This window comes from Rhodococcus sp. IEGM 27 (assembly GCF_033142305.1).
Taxonomy (GTDB): domain Bacteria; phylum Actinomycetota; class Actinomycetes; order Mycobacteriales; family Mycobacteriaceae; genus Rhodococcus_F; species Rhodococcus_F oxybenzonivorans.
In genome coordinates this window covers 434782-450831 of sequence record NZ_JAWLSG010000003.1, presented here as the reverse complement: position 1 = coordinate 450831, position 16050 = coordinate 434782, and the positions used below count along the sequence as shown (strand labels likewise).

The window sequence follows — 16050 nt, the reverse complement described above, 5'->3', positions numbered from 1 at the left end:
ATTGCTCCTCTTGTGAGTACCGAAGTCGGGGGAAGTGTTTGTCGGGGTGATCATTTGATCGCGCCGAAGGACAGGCCGCGGACCAGCTTGTTCTGCGCGACCCAGCCGGCCAAGATGACCGGGAGCGCCGCCAGCGTCGCCGCTGCCGACAGCCGGGCCCAGTACAGTCCCTCACCGGTGATGAATCCGACGAGGAACACCGGAATGGTCTGCGCCTGAACGGCGGTGAGGTTGACCGCGAAGAAGAACTCGTTCCACGAGAAGATCACACAGATCAACGCGGTGGCCGCAATGCCGGGAGACACGAGCGGAAGAATTACCTCACGCACGGAGGTCCACAGGCTCGCACCGTCCATACTCGCCGCCTCGAGCAGTTCGCCCGGGACCTCGAGGAAGAACGAGCGCATCATCCACACCGCGATGGGCAGGTTCATCGCCGTGTACAGGATCACCAGCGCCCAGATGTTGTCGAGCAGACCGATGTCGTTGACGATCACGTACAGCGGGATGATCGCGGCCACGATCGGCAACATTTTCGTGCTGATGAAGAAGAACAGGGCGTCCTTCGTCTTGCGTACCGGCCGCAGCGACAGCGCGAACGCCGCCGGCACACCGAGCACCAGCACGAGGATCGTCGACATGGCGGTCGCGAATGCTGAATTGAGCAGTGCGGTACCGATTCCGCTCTCGAGAACTGCCGTGAATTGGTCCAGGGTAGGCGTGAAGAACAGCTTCGGCGGGGTCGTGTAGGCGTCACCCTCCTGTTTGAATGCGGTGAGCACCATCCAGGCCACCGGGAAGAAGAAGCCGAGCGCCACGATCCACGCCACCACGCTCCACGGGCTGAACTTGCGGTGCTTGCGCGCCCGCTTCTTCTCCGGCGCGGTGGGTGGTGTGGACTCCACCGGCACCGCCGCAGTGTCGGTACTCATTACGCTGCCTCCTCGTTACCGGTAAAGCTCTTGAAGATCAGGCGCAACGCCAAGGTCGCGACGACGATGGTCGCGATCACGACGATGACGCCCATCGCAGCGGCCTGCCCTATGTCGAAACCGAGGAACGCGCGCTGATAGATGTAGAAGGGGAGGTTGGCACTGGCCGTGCCGGGTCCACCCTGGGTCATCATGTAGATGGCATCGAACGTGTTGATCAGGTAGATCGCGCCCAGCACCGCGCCGAGTTCGATAAACCGGCGGAGATGCGGGAGGGTCAGTTCGCGGAACATCGCGATCGGCTTGGCGCCGTCCACCCGTGCCGCCTCGAGGATGTCGCGCGGCATGGACTGCAGACCGGCCAGGATCAGCAGCATCATGAACGGGGTCCACTGCCAGATCAGGTTCACCATGACCGCGGCGAGCGGGAACTTGCTGACCCAGTCGACCTGCCCTACCCCGAACGGGGAGAGGACGAAGTTGACGATGCCGAACACCGGGTCGAACATCGTGGTCTTCCACAGCAGCGCACCGGCGACGGGCGTCACCAGGAACGGCGTGATCAGGAGAGTACGTACGATACCGCGGCCGAGGAACGCGCGGTCGAGCAGCAGTGCGAGCAGCAGCCCGAGGACCACGGAGATCAGCACGGTGCCGACGATCAGGATCACGGTGTTGATCGCGACCTCACGGAACTGGCTGTCCTGGAACACGTCCACGTAATTCTGCAGTCCGACGAAGGCCTGGGACCCCGGACGCACCAGGTTCCAGGACTGCGTCGAGTAGTACAGCGTGAACAGGAACGGAATCTGGGTCACCACGATCATGAAGATCAGTGCGGGCAGCAACGGCCCTCGGCGACGCCATCCCTCGGCGCGGGAGACGCTGTCGTCCTTGGCCTCCCGCAGTTCTCGCACCCGGTCGGCGGTGGTATCCGCGGCCGGCTTCTCCGCGATGGTGGTCACTGTTCCTCCCGATATGTCGCGCCGACGACCTCGGCGTACTGCTGTGCCTGGGCGAGCGCCTCGGGCACGGTCTGCTGGCCCGCGATGGCCGCGCTGATCTGCTGACTGACGCGGGTTCCGAGATCCTGGAACTCCGGGATCGCCAGGAACTGCACCCCGGTGTAGGGAACCGGTTGCACAGTGGGCGCCTCCGGTGTCGCGTTCTCGATCGCCTCGAGCGTCAGCGGACCGTAGGCCGCCGAGGCCTCCTTGTACTCGGGAATCTCATAGGTCGACAGCCGGCTGCCTGGGGGCACCCGCTCCCAGCCCAGATCTTCACCGACCGTACGTATGTATTCTTTGTCGGTCATCCACGAGATGAACTTCCACGCCGCATCGGGGTTGTCGCTGCTCTCCGGTATTCCGAGTGACCAGCTGTACAGCCAGCCGGAGTTGTCCTTCACCTCGATCGGTGCGGGTGCGTACCCGATCTTGCCGACGACGGCGCTCGACGACGGATCCTCCAGGGTGGACACCGCGGACGTCGAGTCGTACCACATCGCCACCTGCCCCTGAGCCAGCTGTGTGGCGCACTCACCGAAACCGCTCGTCGCGGCACCGGGCTCGCCGTACTCGCGTACCAGGTCGACGTAGAACTGCACGGCCCGTTCCACCTCCGGACTGGTGAGCTGCGCATTCCAGTCCTCGTCGAACCAGCGGCCACCGAACGTGTTGATGACGGTGTCGAGCGGCGCGAGCAACTCACCCCAGCCCGGCTTGCCACGGAGGCAGATGCCGGCCATGTCCTCGGAGTCGAGTTGCTGTGCGGCTGCGGCGACCTCGGTCCACGTCGGCTTCTCCGACAGGGTGATCCCGGCCTGCTCGAACAGGTCCTTGCGGTACATCAGGAACGAGGACTCGCCGTAGAACGGCACCGAGTACATGTTCCCCTCGTAGGACAGCGACTCGCGCAGGGTGGGGATGAAGTCGGCCTCGTCGTACCCCTCGGTCGCCTGGGCGTACTCCGAAAGATTCTTCAGCCAGCCGTACTTGGCCCATTGCGGAGTCTCGTAATTGCTGATCATCACGACGTCGAACTCGCCGCCACCGGTTGCGGTGGATGCCGTGATTTTCGCGCGCGCCTGATTCTCCGACAGCGTCACGAACTTCAGGTCGATGTCGGGGTTCTCTTCCTCGAACTGCGACGCGAGCTTCTGAGCATCTTGCATCTGTGAGTTGGACACCATCGCAATGGTGATGGTCTGATCCGACGCGCCCAGCGATCCGGCGCCCGCGCAACCACTGAGCGTGAGGCAGAGCGCTCCCGCGCCCGCCACCAGCATTGTCGCCGGTTTCCTATGCTTCTTCACCGATCTTCACCTCTCTTGCGTGGTGCTACTGATCGAGCAGCCAACGCGCGCATTCGATGTCGCAGACCAGCATCTTGGCCAGTCCGCCGTTGAGGGCACCCAGTGCCGCATGGTGTTTCGCGGCTCCACCCGTGACGAGGATCGATCCCTCGCAGGCCCGGATGTCGTCGAGTGGAACAGACATGGCCCGCTCGTTCAGCGGCCCATCCACGTCAGTGCCGTCGAGCCGGAAGAAACGGCCACCCACCTCGCCGACCGCGCCGAGGTCGGTAAGTACGGAGAGCATGTCGGTGTCGAGGAAGCTTCCCTCGAACAACGTGGTCGACGTGGAGACCGCGCCGGTGCCGAACATCATCATCTGCGCCGTGCGACCGACCTCGAGCGCCTTGGAGATCACCGAGTCTCCCCGCATGGATACCACCGTGGACGCATCCGCGTACAGCGGGACGGGAAGCCGAATAGTGTTCGCCTGCAATTGTTCCGCGCACCTACCGAGGACGTATTCGGTGCCGGTCTGGTAATTGATGGCGCTCACCGAGCCGTCGAGCTGCACAACGGTGGCGCACACTGCCGCACCGGAGGGTAGACCCTGCGCCACGGCCACCGTTTCCGGGCCCCAGGTGAAACCGAGCGTGTCGGTGTCGCGGATCCGCCGCACCAGCAACGACGCAGCAGCGCGTCCCACCCCGGCGAAGCTGCCGTGTTGGTCGATCGGGCCGGCGGCGTCCACAGAGTCGGCGACCACCACCGCTTCGACCAGGTTGAACCGTTCTTCGAGAGCACGTTCCTCGTCGGAGCGCAGGGCGTCACTGAGGTGCGCCGGAACCTGCACCTCGATGCGGACCAAGCCCTGCGCCTTGGCGCGGGCAACCAAGCGGCCCGCGGTGGGCCGGGAGACGCCGAGCCGAGTCGCGACCTCGGCTTGCGTCAGCCCGTCGAGGTAGTAGAGCGTTGCCGCTCGTAACGCGAGTCGCAGATCTTCCGTGGTCGACGGTGACGGGACTGCGGTGAGAGACGGCGTCGATGCCGTCGTATCGGGGGATGTCACTGGTTCTCCTCGCCATGATCTCGGGCCGTGGAGCGGATGCCCGAGAAACCCGTGAGCAAATGATCACTATGCGTTCTTCTGCTCAGTACGTTAGCATCGAGGTGTGACCCACACAACACTTCCCTCGAGTATCCCCAGTACGATGCGTGCCAGCGTGCTCGTCGAACCCGGTCGCATCGAGATCAGGGAGCGCGCGGTACCCACCCCCGCTCCCGGCGACGTGCTGGTGCAGGTCTCCTCGGTCGGCGTCTGCGGATCCGATGCGCACTACTACCGCGAGGGACGCATCGGGGAGTTCGTCGTCGAACAGCCCATCGTTCTCGGCCACGAGGCGTCGGGCACCATTGTCGGTGTCGGTGAGGGCGTCCCGACAGGCCGAATCGGGCAGCGGGTGTCGATCGAACCCCAGCGCCCCGATCCCGGTACCGACGAGACCCGGCGCGGTCTCTACAACCTGTGCCCGCACATGCAGTTCTATGCCACCCCGCCGATCGACGGGGCGCTGGCCGAGTACGTGACGATCGGCGCCGCTTTCGCGCACGCCGTCCCCGACGAGATGTCCGACGACGCGGCAGCACTGTGCGAGCCGCTGTCGGTGGCCATCGCCACGGCCCGGAAAGCCGGGCTGACCGCGGGATCGCGGGTGCTCATCGCGGGCGCCGGGCCGATCGGAATTGCCACGGCGCAAACGGCACTGGCCTTCGGCGCCACGGAAGTGATCGTCTCCGATCTCGACGCACAAAGGCGGGCCGTGGCCGCCAAGTTCGGAGCCACCACCGTGCTAGACCCGCGCGAGCAGGACGTGTCGGCCCTCCGAGTGGATGCCTTCGTCGACGCCTCCGGAGCGCCGAGCGCCGTGCTGGCCGGCATCGGCGCGGTTCGGCCGGCGGGCACCGTCGTCCTGGTGGGCATGGGTTCGAGCGAGATGACACTTCCGGTGCAGACGATCCAGAACCGGGAACTGATACTTACCGGCGTCTTCCGGTACGCCAACACCTGGCCCGCCGCGATCGCACTCGCCCGTTCCGGCCGGGTCGATCTCGATTCGATGGTCACCGGAAAGTACCCGTTGGCCGAGGCCGAACAAGCGTTGAATGCAGACCGGATGCCGGGCAGCCTCAAGGCCGTCGTACGCGTCCAGGAATGAGGAGAGAGCGATGCAACTGAACGCGCAGACGCTGGAGCGGCTCAGCGATGCAGTCGAAGTACCCACCTACGACCGAAACGACATATCCGTCGGGATAGTGCATTTCGGTGTCGGTGGATTTCACCGTGCACACCAGGCGATGTACGTCGACAAGCTGCTGCGCCTCGGGCAGGCCAGCGAGTGGGGCATCTGCGGAGTCGGGGTTCTGCCCGGCGATCGGCGCATGAAGGACGTACTCGAGGCACAGGACAGGCTCTATACCCTGGCCCTGAAACATGCCGACGGGACCTGGGACGTGAGCGTCATCGGCTCCATCGTCGACTACCTCTTCGCACCGGACGATCCGGAAGCGGTGATCGAAGAGATCGCCGCCGAGTCCACCCGGATCGTCTCGCTCACGATCACCGAGGGTGGCTACAACTTCACCCACGACACCGGCGAGTTCGACCGCGAGAACCCCGACATCGTCCACGATCTCCGCGATGGTGCCACGCCGACAAGCACATTCGGGCTCATCGTGGAAGCACTGGCCCGTCGACGAGCCCGCGGACTGGCGTCGCCGACCATCATGTCGTGCGACAACATCGAGGGAAACGGCACCGTGGCGCGCAAGATGTTCCTCGCCTACGCCGAGATGAAAGATCCGGAACTCGCGGCGTGGATGCGCACCGAGACCTCCTTCCCCAACTCCATGGTCGACCGCATTACCCCGGTGACCACTGCGGAAGTGACGCAGGCACTCTCGACTCGATTCGGCATCGACGACCAGTGGCCCGTCGCCGCCGAACCGTTCACCTCCTGGGTTCTCGAAGACGCGTTCGTCCTGGGCCGGCCGCCGTTCGAGCAGGCCGGTGTGCAGTTGGTGGACGATGTGGCACCCTACGAACTGATGAAACTCCGCCTGCTCAATGCGAGTCATCAGGCCCTCTGCTATTTCGGGTACCTCTCCGGGTATCGCCTCGTGCACGAGGTCGCGCAGGATCCGCTGTTCGCCGAATTTCTGTTGTCGTACATGGACGACGAGGCCACGCCTACCCTGGCGCCGGTTCCCGGGGTCGACCTCGACGAGTACAAGCGCACGCTCATCGAGCGCTTCTCGAACCCGGAGATCCGCGACACCGTCGCGCGACTGTGCGCCGAGTCCTCGGACCGCATCCCGAAGTGGCTGCTGCCGGTGATTCGCGAGAATTTGATAGCCGACCGGCACATTCGACTGTCGGCCGCGATCGTCGCGAGTTGGGCCCGGTACGCCGAGGGAGTCGACGAGGACGGCGAACCCATCGACGTCGTCGACCAATTGAGGGACTCCCTCGTGCCGATCGCACGCAGCCAGCACGAGAACCCCACGGCCTTCATCGAGAACCAATCGATCTTCGGCGATCTGGCCGACTATCCACGGTTCGTCACCGCCTATCTGTGGGCACTCGATTCGCTACACCGGGTCGGCGCGCGAAAAACACTCGAATCCCTGCTCGAGAAGGTGCAGTCATGAGCATGGTCGTCGGGGAAGCCCTCATCGACATCGTCACCGCTGCCGATGGCACCACCACCGAGTACGCCGGGGGCAGCCCCCTCAACGTGGCGGTCGGACTCGCCCGCCTCGGCAGACCGGTCGAATTCGTCACCCGCATCGGGGAGGACGCACGGGGAGAATTGATCCTCGACCACCTCGCAGCCTCGGGCGTCCGTGTGGCGTCGGGAAGCATGTCCGCAGAGTCCACGGCCACCGCCCGGGCGACACTCGACCCGACAGGTGCGGCCACCTACGCGTTCGACCTCGACTGGGCGCTGCCCGCTCCCGCCTGGGCCTCGACTCCGGAGCTGGTTCACACCGGATCCATTGCCGCCGTCATGGAACCCGGATGTGCCGTGGTGGCCGATATCCTCTACCGCCTACGCCCCGCGGCGACCATCAGTTTCGACCCGAACGTCCGGACCGCACTGATTACCGACGAGGCACGAGCCCGGGAACGAATCGAGCACCTCGTGTCGATGTCCGACATCGTCAAGGCCAGTGACGAGGACCTCGCCTGGTTCGACCCCACCCGGGACCCCGTCGACATCGCCCGCGACTGGTTGGCGCTCGGACCCGCAGTGGTCGCCGTGACAAAAGGCTCCGAAGGTGCTTTCGCGGTGTGCGCGGCGGGTGTCGTCGAGATGGCCGCGCGCGAGGTCCAGGTGATCGATACCGTCGGCGCCGGTGACGCCTTCATGGCCGGATTGCTCGACGGCTTCTGGTCGCAGGGCCTGCTGGGCGCGAAACACCGTGGCGCCCTGCGCGCACTCGATCCCGCACGGCTGCGCACCGTACTGGCCAACGCCGTTCTCATGTCCGCCCTCACCGTCGCCAAGGCCGGCGCAGACCTTCCCGACCGCGAGACGCTCGACCGAGAGGCCGGGATTCTGCAATGACACTCGTCGCAGGAATCGACTCGTCGACCCAGTCGTGCAAAGTGCTCGTCTGCGACGCCGACACCGGAGAACTCGTCCGCAAAGGCACAGCGCCACATCCCGACGGGACCGAAGTGCACCCGCGGGAATGGGCGCGGGCCCTGGACACCGCGATCACCGCGGCCGGTGGTCTCGACGACGTCGCGGCGGTGTCAGTAGGAGCGCAGCAACACGGCATGGTGTGCCTCGACGACAGCGGGTCGGTGGTACGCCCGGCGCTGCTGTGGAACGACACCCGGTCGGCGGAGGCTGCCGCACAGTTGGTGGAGGACCTCGGTGGTCCCGACGCCTGGGCGGACGCCGTGGGTGTCGTCCCGCTCGCAGCCATCACCGTCAGCAAGCTGCGATGGCTCGCGGATTCCGAACCGGCACAGGCCGACCGGACGACCGCGGTGTGCCTGCCGCACGACTGGATCGGCTGGCAGCTCACCGGTGCGCGCGATCTCGATGCCCTGGCCACCGACCGCGGCGACGCGAGCGGCACCGGATACTTCTCGGCCGCGGCCAACGCGTATCGACCCGACCTGTTGTCGCTGGCCCTCCGTGGCCGCTCGGTGCAGGTGCCCCGAGTGGCAGCGCCGTCCGAGCGGATCGGCGAGACGCGGTCGGGCGCGGTACTCGGCCCCGGCACGGGTGACAACGCCGCTGCCGCACTCGCCCTGGACGCACAGGAAGGTGACGTCATCGTCTCGGTGGGCACATCGGGGGTGGTGTCCGCGGTGTCGGACATACCGGCCAACGACCCCGGCGGTTTCGTCGCAGGGTTCGCCGACGCGACCGGACGTCATCTGCCGCTCGTCTGCACACTCAACGCGGCGCGGGTACTCGACGCCACCGCGGCACTACTCGGCGTCGATCACGAAGAGCTGTCGCGGCTTGCGCTGTCGGCGCCGTCCGGCAGCGGCGGCCTGGTGATGGTGCCGTACTTCGAAGGCGAACGCACACCGAACCGACCGAACGCCACAGGGTCGATAGAGGGCCTGCGGCTGAGCAATTCGACGCCCGCCCACCTCGCGCGGGCGGCCGTCGAAGGGTTGCTGTGCGGGTTGGCCGACGGAATCGACCACCTGGTCGCGCAGGGTGTCGCCGTGCGCCGGATCCTGCTCGTCGGTGGTGGCGCACGCTCGCGTGCACTCCGTGAGATCGCCCCGGCCATCTTCGGTGCCCCCGTCCTGGTGCCGCAACCCGGCGAGTACGTCGCGGTCGGCGCATGCCGTCAGGCTGCGTGGACACTCGCCGGCACCACGCAACCACCCAAGTGGGATCAGACCTCCACCCAGCGTTACGAGGCCGACCCTGCCCCCGACGTCCGCGAACGCTATAGGCGCTCCGCGCCCGTGAGTGGTTAACGAGTCTCTGGACTCCTCAACCACTCACGGGCGGCGGAGCCGCCTACACCTTGACCAGCATCTTCCCGACGTTCCCACCACGCATGAGCTGGAGGAATGCGTCCACCGAATTCTCGATGCCCTCGACCACCGTCTCGTCGTGCACTACGTCACCGGACGCGAGCCACGGTCCCATCTTGGCGGCGAACTCGGGGAACACGTGGGTGTAGTTGCCCAGCGTGAATCCCTGCAACGTGAGACCGCGGCTGATGATGTTCATCATGTTGTCCGGTCCCGGCACGCGCTCGGTGGCGTTGTAGCCGGCGATCGCGCCGCACAGCGCGGCTCGTCCCCCGTTGCGCATGGCGGCGAGTGCCGCTTCGAGGTGATCGCCGCCGACGTTGTCGAAGTAGACGTCGATTCCGTCACCCGCGACTCCGAGTAGCTGCTCGCGGATGGGCGCGGCCTTGTAGTCGAGCGCGATGTCATAGCCGTAGCGGTCGGTGAGTAGCGCGACCTTCTCGGCGGAGCCCGCGGATCCGAGGACCCGGGAGGCGCCTTCGAGGCGGGCGATCTGCCCGGCGGCAGTTCCGACGGCACCGGCGGCCCCGGAAATGAACACGGAGTCACCGGGCTTCAGGTGGGCGATGTGCAGAAGACCCACGTAGGCGGTGAGGCCGGTCAACCCCAGAATGCCGAGGTATGCGGACACCGGGACCCCGGGAATCTCCTCCACTACGCGGAATGCGGAGGCATCACCCTGCGCCACGTCGCGCCATCCCAGGTCGTGCACCACGACGGAGCCGACGGGATGGCTGTCGACGGTCGACTCGACGACTCGCCCGACTGCGCCACCGGTCATGGTCTCCCCCAGCACGAACGGCGGAATGTAGGACTTGACGTCGTTCATGCGACCGCGCATGTATGGGTCGACGGAGGTGAACTCGTTGACCACACGAACCTGATCACCGGCGAGGTCGGGCAACTCCACGGTGACAGTCCGGAAGTCGTCCTGGGTGGGCCAGCCCGCCGGCCGGTTGATCAGTTGAATCTGCGTGCTCGATACCACGAGTAGTTCCTTTCACTGCTGTGACGAAAGATGTCTAGAGCGCCAGTCCGAGCGCGAGGAGAAGGACCGCGAGCAACGGAAGCGTGCCCTGGGTGAGAGCGGCGCGTGCCTTGTCGGGTGAAGAAATCAGCAGGACAGCCGCGGCGAGGACCATCGATCCGGCACCGGCGAAGACGAGGGCAGCACCCACCGCAGTCGCGTCGACAGCGACCGCAACGACGCCGACCGCGGTCACGACGGCGAGGAAGAGATTGTAGAAGCCCTGGTTGAAGGCCAGCTCCTTGGTGGCGGCGGCCTCGTCGGCGGTGGTGCCGAAGGTCGCGCGGGTACGCGGCGCGGTCCACAGCACCGACTCGAGCACGAAGATGTACACGTGTAACGCACTGGCGAGAGCGGCGAGAACCAGACCGGCGGTAACCATGCAAGCTCCTCCTGATTGTGAACTGACCATTTCAATATATACTGAAATGAGCGTTTCACAACAGTGAGTGAGGATCGTCATGCCACGGACACAGGACTTCGACACCGCCGAGGTGATCGGCCTCGCACGTGACGTGTTCTGGGACAAGGGTTATGAAGCCACATCGGTGCCCGACCTCGAACGCGCCACCGGACTCAACCGCTCGAGCCTGTACAACGCCTTCACCAGCAAGCGGGGCCTGTTCGACGCCGCCGTGCAGGACTACCTCGACCGTGTCGTCCGCCCCCGTCTGAAAATTCTCACCGCTGAGCCCGCCCGGCCCGACGCGGGCGTGCGCTACTACCGCGCTCTCGCCGAGACCTTGGCCACGCTCCCCGAGGACTGTCCGGGTCGTGGGTGCCTGCTCCTCAACAGCGCTGCCGGGTTCGCCGCCCACGACGAGACTCAGCGGATGGTCGTGGATGCCTATCGCAGTGAACTGTCCGCAGCGCTGACCCACGCGCTGCGTGCCCTCGATCCGGACGCGCCTGCCGCCGTCGTCGAGCACCGCACGCGACTGCTGACGTCGTTGTCGGTCAGCGCGTTCCTGCTCTCGCGCATCAACCGGGACGAGGCGATCGCGGTGGCACACACGGCGATCGAACAGCTCGAGGAGTGGCGCGGCACCGCCTGACCGCGGCCCGCCCGTCAGTCGGCCAGAGCTGGCGCCGCGTGCTTGCCGCGCTCGGGAGTGCCGTCTCCGGACGCCCGCTCGGCGGCCGCCGCCATCTCGATCGCGGTGGCATGGTCGACGGCGTGCGGGGCGATACCCAGGTTGTCCAGGGTGTCCCAGAGGCCGGCCATCGCCGCCTTCGGGTCGAGGTAGTACTCGGATTCGCGCACACGCCAGAAGGTCCAGCCGCACCGCTTGAGTTCCTGCTCGCGTTCGAGGTCGGCGATGCGCTGCGCCGGCGTGGTGGAGAAGGCATCCGCATCACATTCGACGGCCAGCCTCATCGTCCCGCCGGTGACTACGAGGTCGATGCGACGATTGTTCACCTCGACCTGAGGATTGACGTGATAGCCGCGCTCGGCGATGTCGTGGAACACCCGCTGCTCGAGGAGGTTGTCGAACGGTGGCGTCCGGACGTCTCGGCTCACCCCTCGGGGCATCGGCTCGGCCGGCGCCGGTGACGTCGACATGACATAGCTCAGCAGGGAATTACGGAGGTCGGCCCGCTTCAGCTCGTCGACGGTCACCGAGTGGAACAGCCACAACTGGTCCTGCGCCCGCGACGCCGCGACGTTGAATCGACGCTTGTACTGATTAGCCGTCAGCGGAACGAAGTGCTGCTCCGGCGTCACCACCATGGACAGGAAGACGACGCTGCGTTCATCGCCCTGGAAGTCGGGCGGTGTTCCCACCCGCAGTCGCCGTTGCTCCCACTGCTCGATTCCGATGCGCCGCACCAATTCGCCGCGGATCGCGTCGACCTGCGACTGTCCTTGCAATACCACGATTCCGAACGTCTTTCCGTCGTACCGGGGATCGACGAGGCATTCGATGAGCTGATCGACGAGCGCCTTCGCCTCGACGTGGTTGGCGAGCGTGGCATCCTTCCCCGACACCGTGGCGTCGGGAACGTAGGTGTGCCGCAGGGGCGGTAGCCGGTCTGCTCCGAACTGCCGCACCGGCACCAGCGGCAGCTCACCGTAGAACTGGGTACTCGACCAGTTGATGATTTCGGGCATCGACCGGAAATGCTCGCGCAGCCTGACCACCTGGCCGAAACTGGTACGCAGAATGGAGAACAGGCTCGACCGGGGAGTCAGCGTCGCTTGCACGTATTCCGGGAGATCCGGAAGGTAGGCACCCAATCTGGTGAAGACGTCGTCGAGCGTCCCGTTGGTGGGGATATCGGCGGGCGCGCATTGCTTGTCGTCGCCTACCACGATGACCCGCGGTGCCAGCCACAGCAGGAAGAGGTTGGTGATGTCGGCCTGGCTCGCTTCGTCGACGATGACGACGTCGAAGCTGCCCGGGACCGGCGGTATGGACGCGAGGACCTGCTGCAGCGGCATCACCCAGGCGGGCACGGCTCCCTGCGCCTCTCCCATCGCGGATCTGGCTGCACTGCGGTACTTTTCGGCATACTTCCCGCCTCCGGCACCGATGTTGGAGATGTGTTCGCGGTACGTTTGCAGCGCCCGGACCTGATCGGCGGTGAGATTCTCGAGGCAGTCCCGCCACGCGGCGGCGGCCGCCAGCCGAGCGGTCAGATGTGCCAGATCGGCGTCGAGGCCGTTCAGTTCGGCTTCGAGTTCCTGCTCGCGCCCGGCGCGGTGCTGTTCGGTGACCCACTGACGGGCACGACGCCACGCCCACGCCTCCGACAGCTGCCAGCTCATCTCGTCCCATTCGGGAAGCGTCGCTGTCCGGCGCACCAGCTCGTAGAAGGCCGGGGCGACGGGGGCGAGGCGGTCGGCCAACTCGTCGAATAGCAATTGATCGTGCTGCTCGGCGCGCGCCCTGGCGTATTCCGCGAGGGCAGCGGACAGTGCCGCGTTGTCGGCGCGGTCGAGAGCGGAAACCAGAGCGGTGCCCTCGGGGGAGGGACTCGAGTCGATCTCGGCAGACACCGCCGAGACGATGGCGTCGAGTTCTGCACGCGCACTGTCGACGTCGGTTCGGGTGGTGATGGCCTCGGCCGCACCGGCGACCGCGGTGGCGTCGCGAAGTGTGCGCATGCGGGGGGCAGTGGGCGACAGCGCGAACAGCTCACGGGCAAGCGCATCGCGCGCCACGAGCAAGGCACGCACCCGCGCGATCCTGCCGACCATCAGGTTGAGGCTGTCCACCTGAACGGCGCGGGAACCGTTCATCTCCACCGGAATTCCGAGATCGCCCAGCAGTGTTGACGCGGTCAGGGCGGCGTCGTGCGCGCGTAGGTGTTCCGTGACGAGCCGGACGGCAGCGGCCGTGGTGGCGGGTAGCCCGTCGACGGTCGCCTCGATGCCGAGCTCCTCGACGGCCTTCTGCTCGTCGCTGCGACGAAAGCGTGACTTCCATTCCACGGCACCGGATTCCATGGCGACAGCCAGCGCCCCGACCGCGTGGAGTGCAGGCCTGCTCATGACGGAACACTGGACATCGTGCGCACCGATGTAGCGGTCGGCGGCGGCGGCCGCTTCCACAATCGCAGGCAGCGCATCCAATCGGCCCCACAAATGCGTGGCTCGACCGGCGAGAACCGTGTCGGCCAGTTCGTGGAATCTGCTGTCGAGTTCGAGGACGTCGTGCGCCCGGGCCTGCAGTTCCTTGCAATGCCGTCGTACCGTGTGCGCGGTATCGGTGTCGACGCCGCCGAGGACGTCCAGCAAATGTGCCGACTGCGGAGTGTCGATGGGAACGGTGGTCGACGCCCGTGCGCAGAGCCGTTCGAGTTCTGCGCGGTTGGGCAGAAGTGCGTCGAGTGGCGGCAGACTTTGCCGCGAGCGCAGGGCACGTTCCGGTGTTGCCGTCACACACAGTGCGCGCAAGGTGTCGAGCTCGGCGCCCGTCAGCGGCGGTTCCTCGCTCAGCAGGGGTCCGGGGAGCCACTGGAAGTCGGCCTGCAGGGCCATGACCTTGCGGACGATCGTGGCTGCCGTGCCTTCGTAACCCTCGGCCACGGGATCGTGGAGGTACGTCTCGGATTCGCGCAGTGCCGTCACGCGGTCGAGTACGACCGCACGTTTCTGCATTGCCTCCGCCCGCTGGGCGCGCAGGTCGGCGATCCGCTTGCCCTCACTGTCCGGGTTGAACGACGACTTCCGCTCGGCGATCGTCGCGACACTGCGGTTGAGCTCGTCGGATCCACCGCGCGAGAGGTCGGTGATCGAGACGCACAGTTCCTGCATCTCGGGCGGCAGCTTGTCACGGAGCACACGCAGAGCCTGAGCCTTCTCGCTGGTGACCAGCACCCGCTGTCCCCGGGCAAGGAGGGCCGAGACAAGATTCGCGATGGTGTGGGTTTTTCCTGTCCCGGGCGGCCCCTCGACCACCACGCCACTGTCTCCACCGAGGCGCTCGATGATCTGCGACTGCTCGGCGTTGGCGGGGAGGGGGAACAGAGGGTCGTCGGCGAGCGTGGCGGGCGCGGCAGCACCCGTGCGCTGCAGCCACGTCACTCGCTCCGCCGGCTCGATCGCGTCGACCAACTGGGCAAGCCCTAGCGGGACCGTGGCACCGTCGCGTTCGAGATGGGCGATCATCTTCTCGTAGTACTCGACGAGGGCGAATGCGCTGCGCTTGCGGAGCACCAGTGCGGGTGCGGGGGCGAGTGTGGCCGTCCCCGTCTCGTCCGGGGGCTCGACAGCGTCACGGACATCGATAGCGGTGGTGACCGTCAGCGGGGCCCACTCCCGGAGGAACTGCCCGATCTCGGTGCCGAGCGGAGAGGTCGCGACCTCCTGCAACTGCTGTTGCAGTCGCATCGACTGCGAGCTGTCGTAGAGGCCGAGCCCGGTCAGCAGCTGGGAATCTTCGAGTCGAGGCGCTGTGCTCGGCGTCAACCGGACGAGAAGGTCACCTGTCCGAACGTCGCGGGAGATCCCTGCGGGCTGCGTGACGAGGTGGGTGCGGATACCGGCATCCGGACCCACACCGGGAACGGTGAGTAGACCGGAGGCGAGGACGAGTTCGATCGACTCGGGCCGGGCATTCAGCTCCTGCAGCATCGACTGCAGTGACTGGTACAGCTCGGCGTGCGGGCGCTGTTCGCGATCCGTCGCCGCCCAGGCCTTCCACCGCGGCAGGTACGCGTCGAAGGCTTGCCGGACCTCGTACGCCCGGCGGACGTCGTATTCCTCGTCGGAGTCTTCCGCGTAGGCGTCCGATTCGTTCAAGGCGAGTTCGGGACGCGAGCTGTCGGATCGGGCAGCCGCATCCACCCAGCCGTGCAGAACGGGCGGCAGTGCCGGTGGATCGTCCACGGCAGCGACGGGCACTCGGAGGACGATGTCACCCTGCGCTGCATCTGCCGAGAATCGGAGCACCCGGCCTTCGCAGTGCAGCCATTCCACCTGTTCGTGCTGGTCGACACGCAGGACCGGCTTGGTGCGAGCCCTGACGATTTCGCGCAGGAACTGCAGCAGCCGCTGGACGCGGCCTGCAAGCTCGGCGTCGGTTTCGGGACTCGACAATGTAAACCTCTGAGAGTTCTCGGTGATGGTCGGCGCTGGCCCCCGCCCTGCACACTATCGGGTCGATGGGGACGAGATCGAGGCGTAGTCCCCGTTCGGAGTCAAGAAGACCACCCCGCAGTTGCGCAGGTCACAGGGACTGGACGGTCGCCTGGCACCGCCGCGCACCGACGTCCG

At 66.3% G+C, this 16050-nt stretch carries 12 protein-coding genes; 5 read left to right on the top strand and 7 right to left on the bottom strand.

Features of this window, described 5'->3' with window-relative positions; translation table 11 throughout:
* Nucleotides 1-50: 50 nt before the first annotated feature.
* Genes R4P95_RS13015 through R4P95_RS13000 form a run of 4 tightly spaced genes read right to left on the bottom strand, consistent with a single transcriptional unit; the run spans nt 51 to nt 4294 of the window.
* Nucleotides 51-932, bottom strand: a complete 882-nt coding sequence (locus R4P95_RS13015; protein WP_317744265.1) for a carbohydrate ABC transporter permease — start codon at nt 930-932, stop codon at nt 51-53.
* A complete protein-coding gene (locus tag R4P95_RS13010) occupies nt 932-1897 on the bottom strand; it encodes a carbohydrate ABC transporter permease (protein WP_213575894.1) in 966 nt (321 codons plus the stop codon). The genes R4P95_RS13015 and R4P95_RS13010 overlap by 1 nt, the downstream gene beginning before the upstream one ends.
* A complete protein-coding gene (locus R4P95_RS13005) occupies nt 1894-3219 on the bottom strand; it encodes a sugar ABC transporter substrate-binding protein (RefSeq protein ID WP_317744616.1) in 1326 nt (441 codons plus the stop codon). The genes R4P95_RS13010 and R4P95_RS13005 overlap by 4 nt, the downstream gene beginning before the upstream one ends.
* A 52-nt stretch (nt 3220-3271) precedes the next feature.
* Nucleotides 3272-4294 (bottom strand): sugar-binding transcriptional regulator, encoded by a 1023-nt coding sequence (locus R4P95_RS13000; protein WP_213575893.1) that lies wholly within the window; start codon nt 4292-4294, stop codon nt 3272-3274.
* A gap of 142 nt (nt 4295-4436) precedes the next feature.
* On the opposite strand from R4P95_RS13000, the gene R4P95_RS12995 reads away from it, so the two are divergent.
* From R4P95_RS12995 to xylB, 4 genes are read left to right on the top strand one after another with little or no spacing between them, the layout of a single operon-like run.
* Complete coding sequence (locus R4P95_RS12995) at nt 4437-5441, top strand: NAD(P)-dependent alcohol dehydrogenase (protein WP_213577584.1); 1005 nt, start codon at nt 4437-4439, stop codon at nt 5439-5441.
* 10 nt (nt 5442-5451) lie between these two features.
* Nucleotides 5452-6933, top strand: a complete 1482-nt coding sequence (locus R4P95_RS12990; RefSeq protein WP_317744266.1) for a mannitol dehydrogenase family protein — start codon at nt 5452-5454, stop codon at nt 6931-6933.
* Entirely contained in the window at nt 6930-7853 is a 924-nt protein-coding gene (locus tag R4P95_RS12985) for a carbohydrate kinase (RefSeq protein ID WP_317744267.1), read from the top strand. Before R4P95_RS12990 ends, R4P95_RS12985 begins: the two co-directional genes overlap by 4 nt.
* Nucleotides 7850-9241, top strand: coding sequence for a xylulokinase (xylB, locus tag R4P95_RS12980; protein WP_317744268.1), 1392 nt, complete (start codon nt 7850-7852; stop codon nt 9239-9241). The genes R4P95_RS12985 and xylB overlap by 4 nt, the downstream gene beginning before the upstream one ends.
* Before the next feature lie 43 nt (nt 9242-9284).
* Here xylB and R4P95_RS12975 read toward each other — a convergent pair whose 3' ends face one another.
* Nucleotides 9285-10289 (bottom strand): NADP-dependent oxidoreductase, encoded by a 1005-nt coding sequence (locus tag R4P95_RS12975; protein WP_213575889.1) that lies wholly within the window; start codon nt 10287-10289, stop codon nt 9285-9287.
* 34 nt (nt 10290-10323) lie between these two features.
* Nucleotides 10324-10710 (bottom strand): DUF1304 domain-containing protein, encoded by a 387-nt coding sequence (locus R4P95_RS12970; protein WP_213575888.1) that lies wholly within the window; start codon nt 10708-10710, stop codon nt 10324-10326.
* A 79-nt stretch (nt 10711-10789) separates the two neighbouring features.
* On the opposite strand from R4P95_RS12970, the gene R4P95_RS12965 reads away from it, so the two are divergent.
* Nucleotides 10790-11383: a helix-turn-helix domain-containing protein gene (locus tag R4P95_RS12965; protein ID WP_317744269.1), complete on the top strand. Its 594-nt coding sequence runs from the start codon at nt 10790-10792 to the stop codon at nt 11381-11383.
* A gap of 14 nt (nt 11384-11397) precedes the next feature.
* Here R4P95_RS12965 and R4P95_RS12960 read toward each other — a convergent pair whose 3' ends face one another.
* Nucleotides 11398-15873 (bottom strand): AAA domain-containing protein, encoded by a 4476-nt coding sequence (locus tag R4P95_RS12960; protein ID WP_317744270.1) that lies wholly within the window; start codon nt 15871-15873, stop codon nt 11398-11400.
* Between the last annotated feature and the right edge of the window lie 177 nt (nt 15874-16050).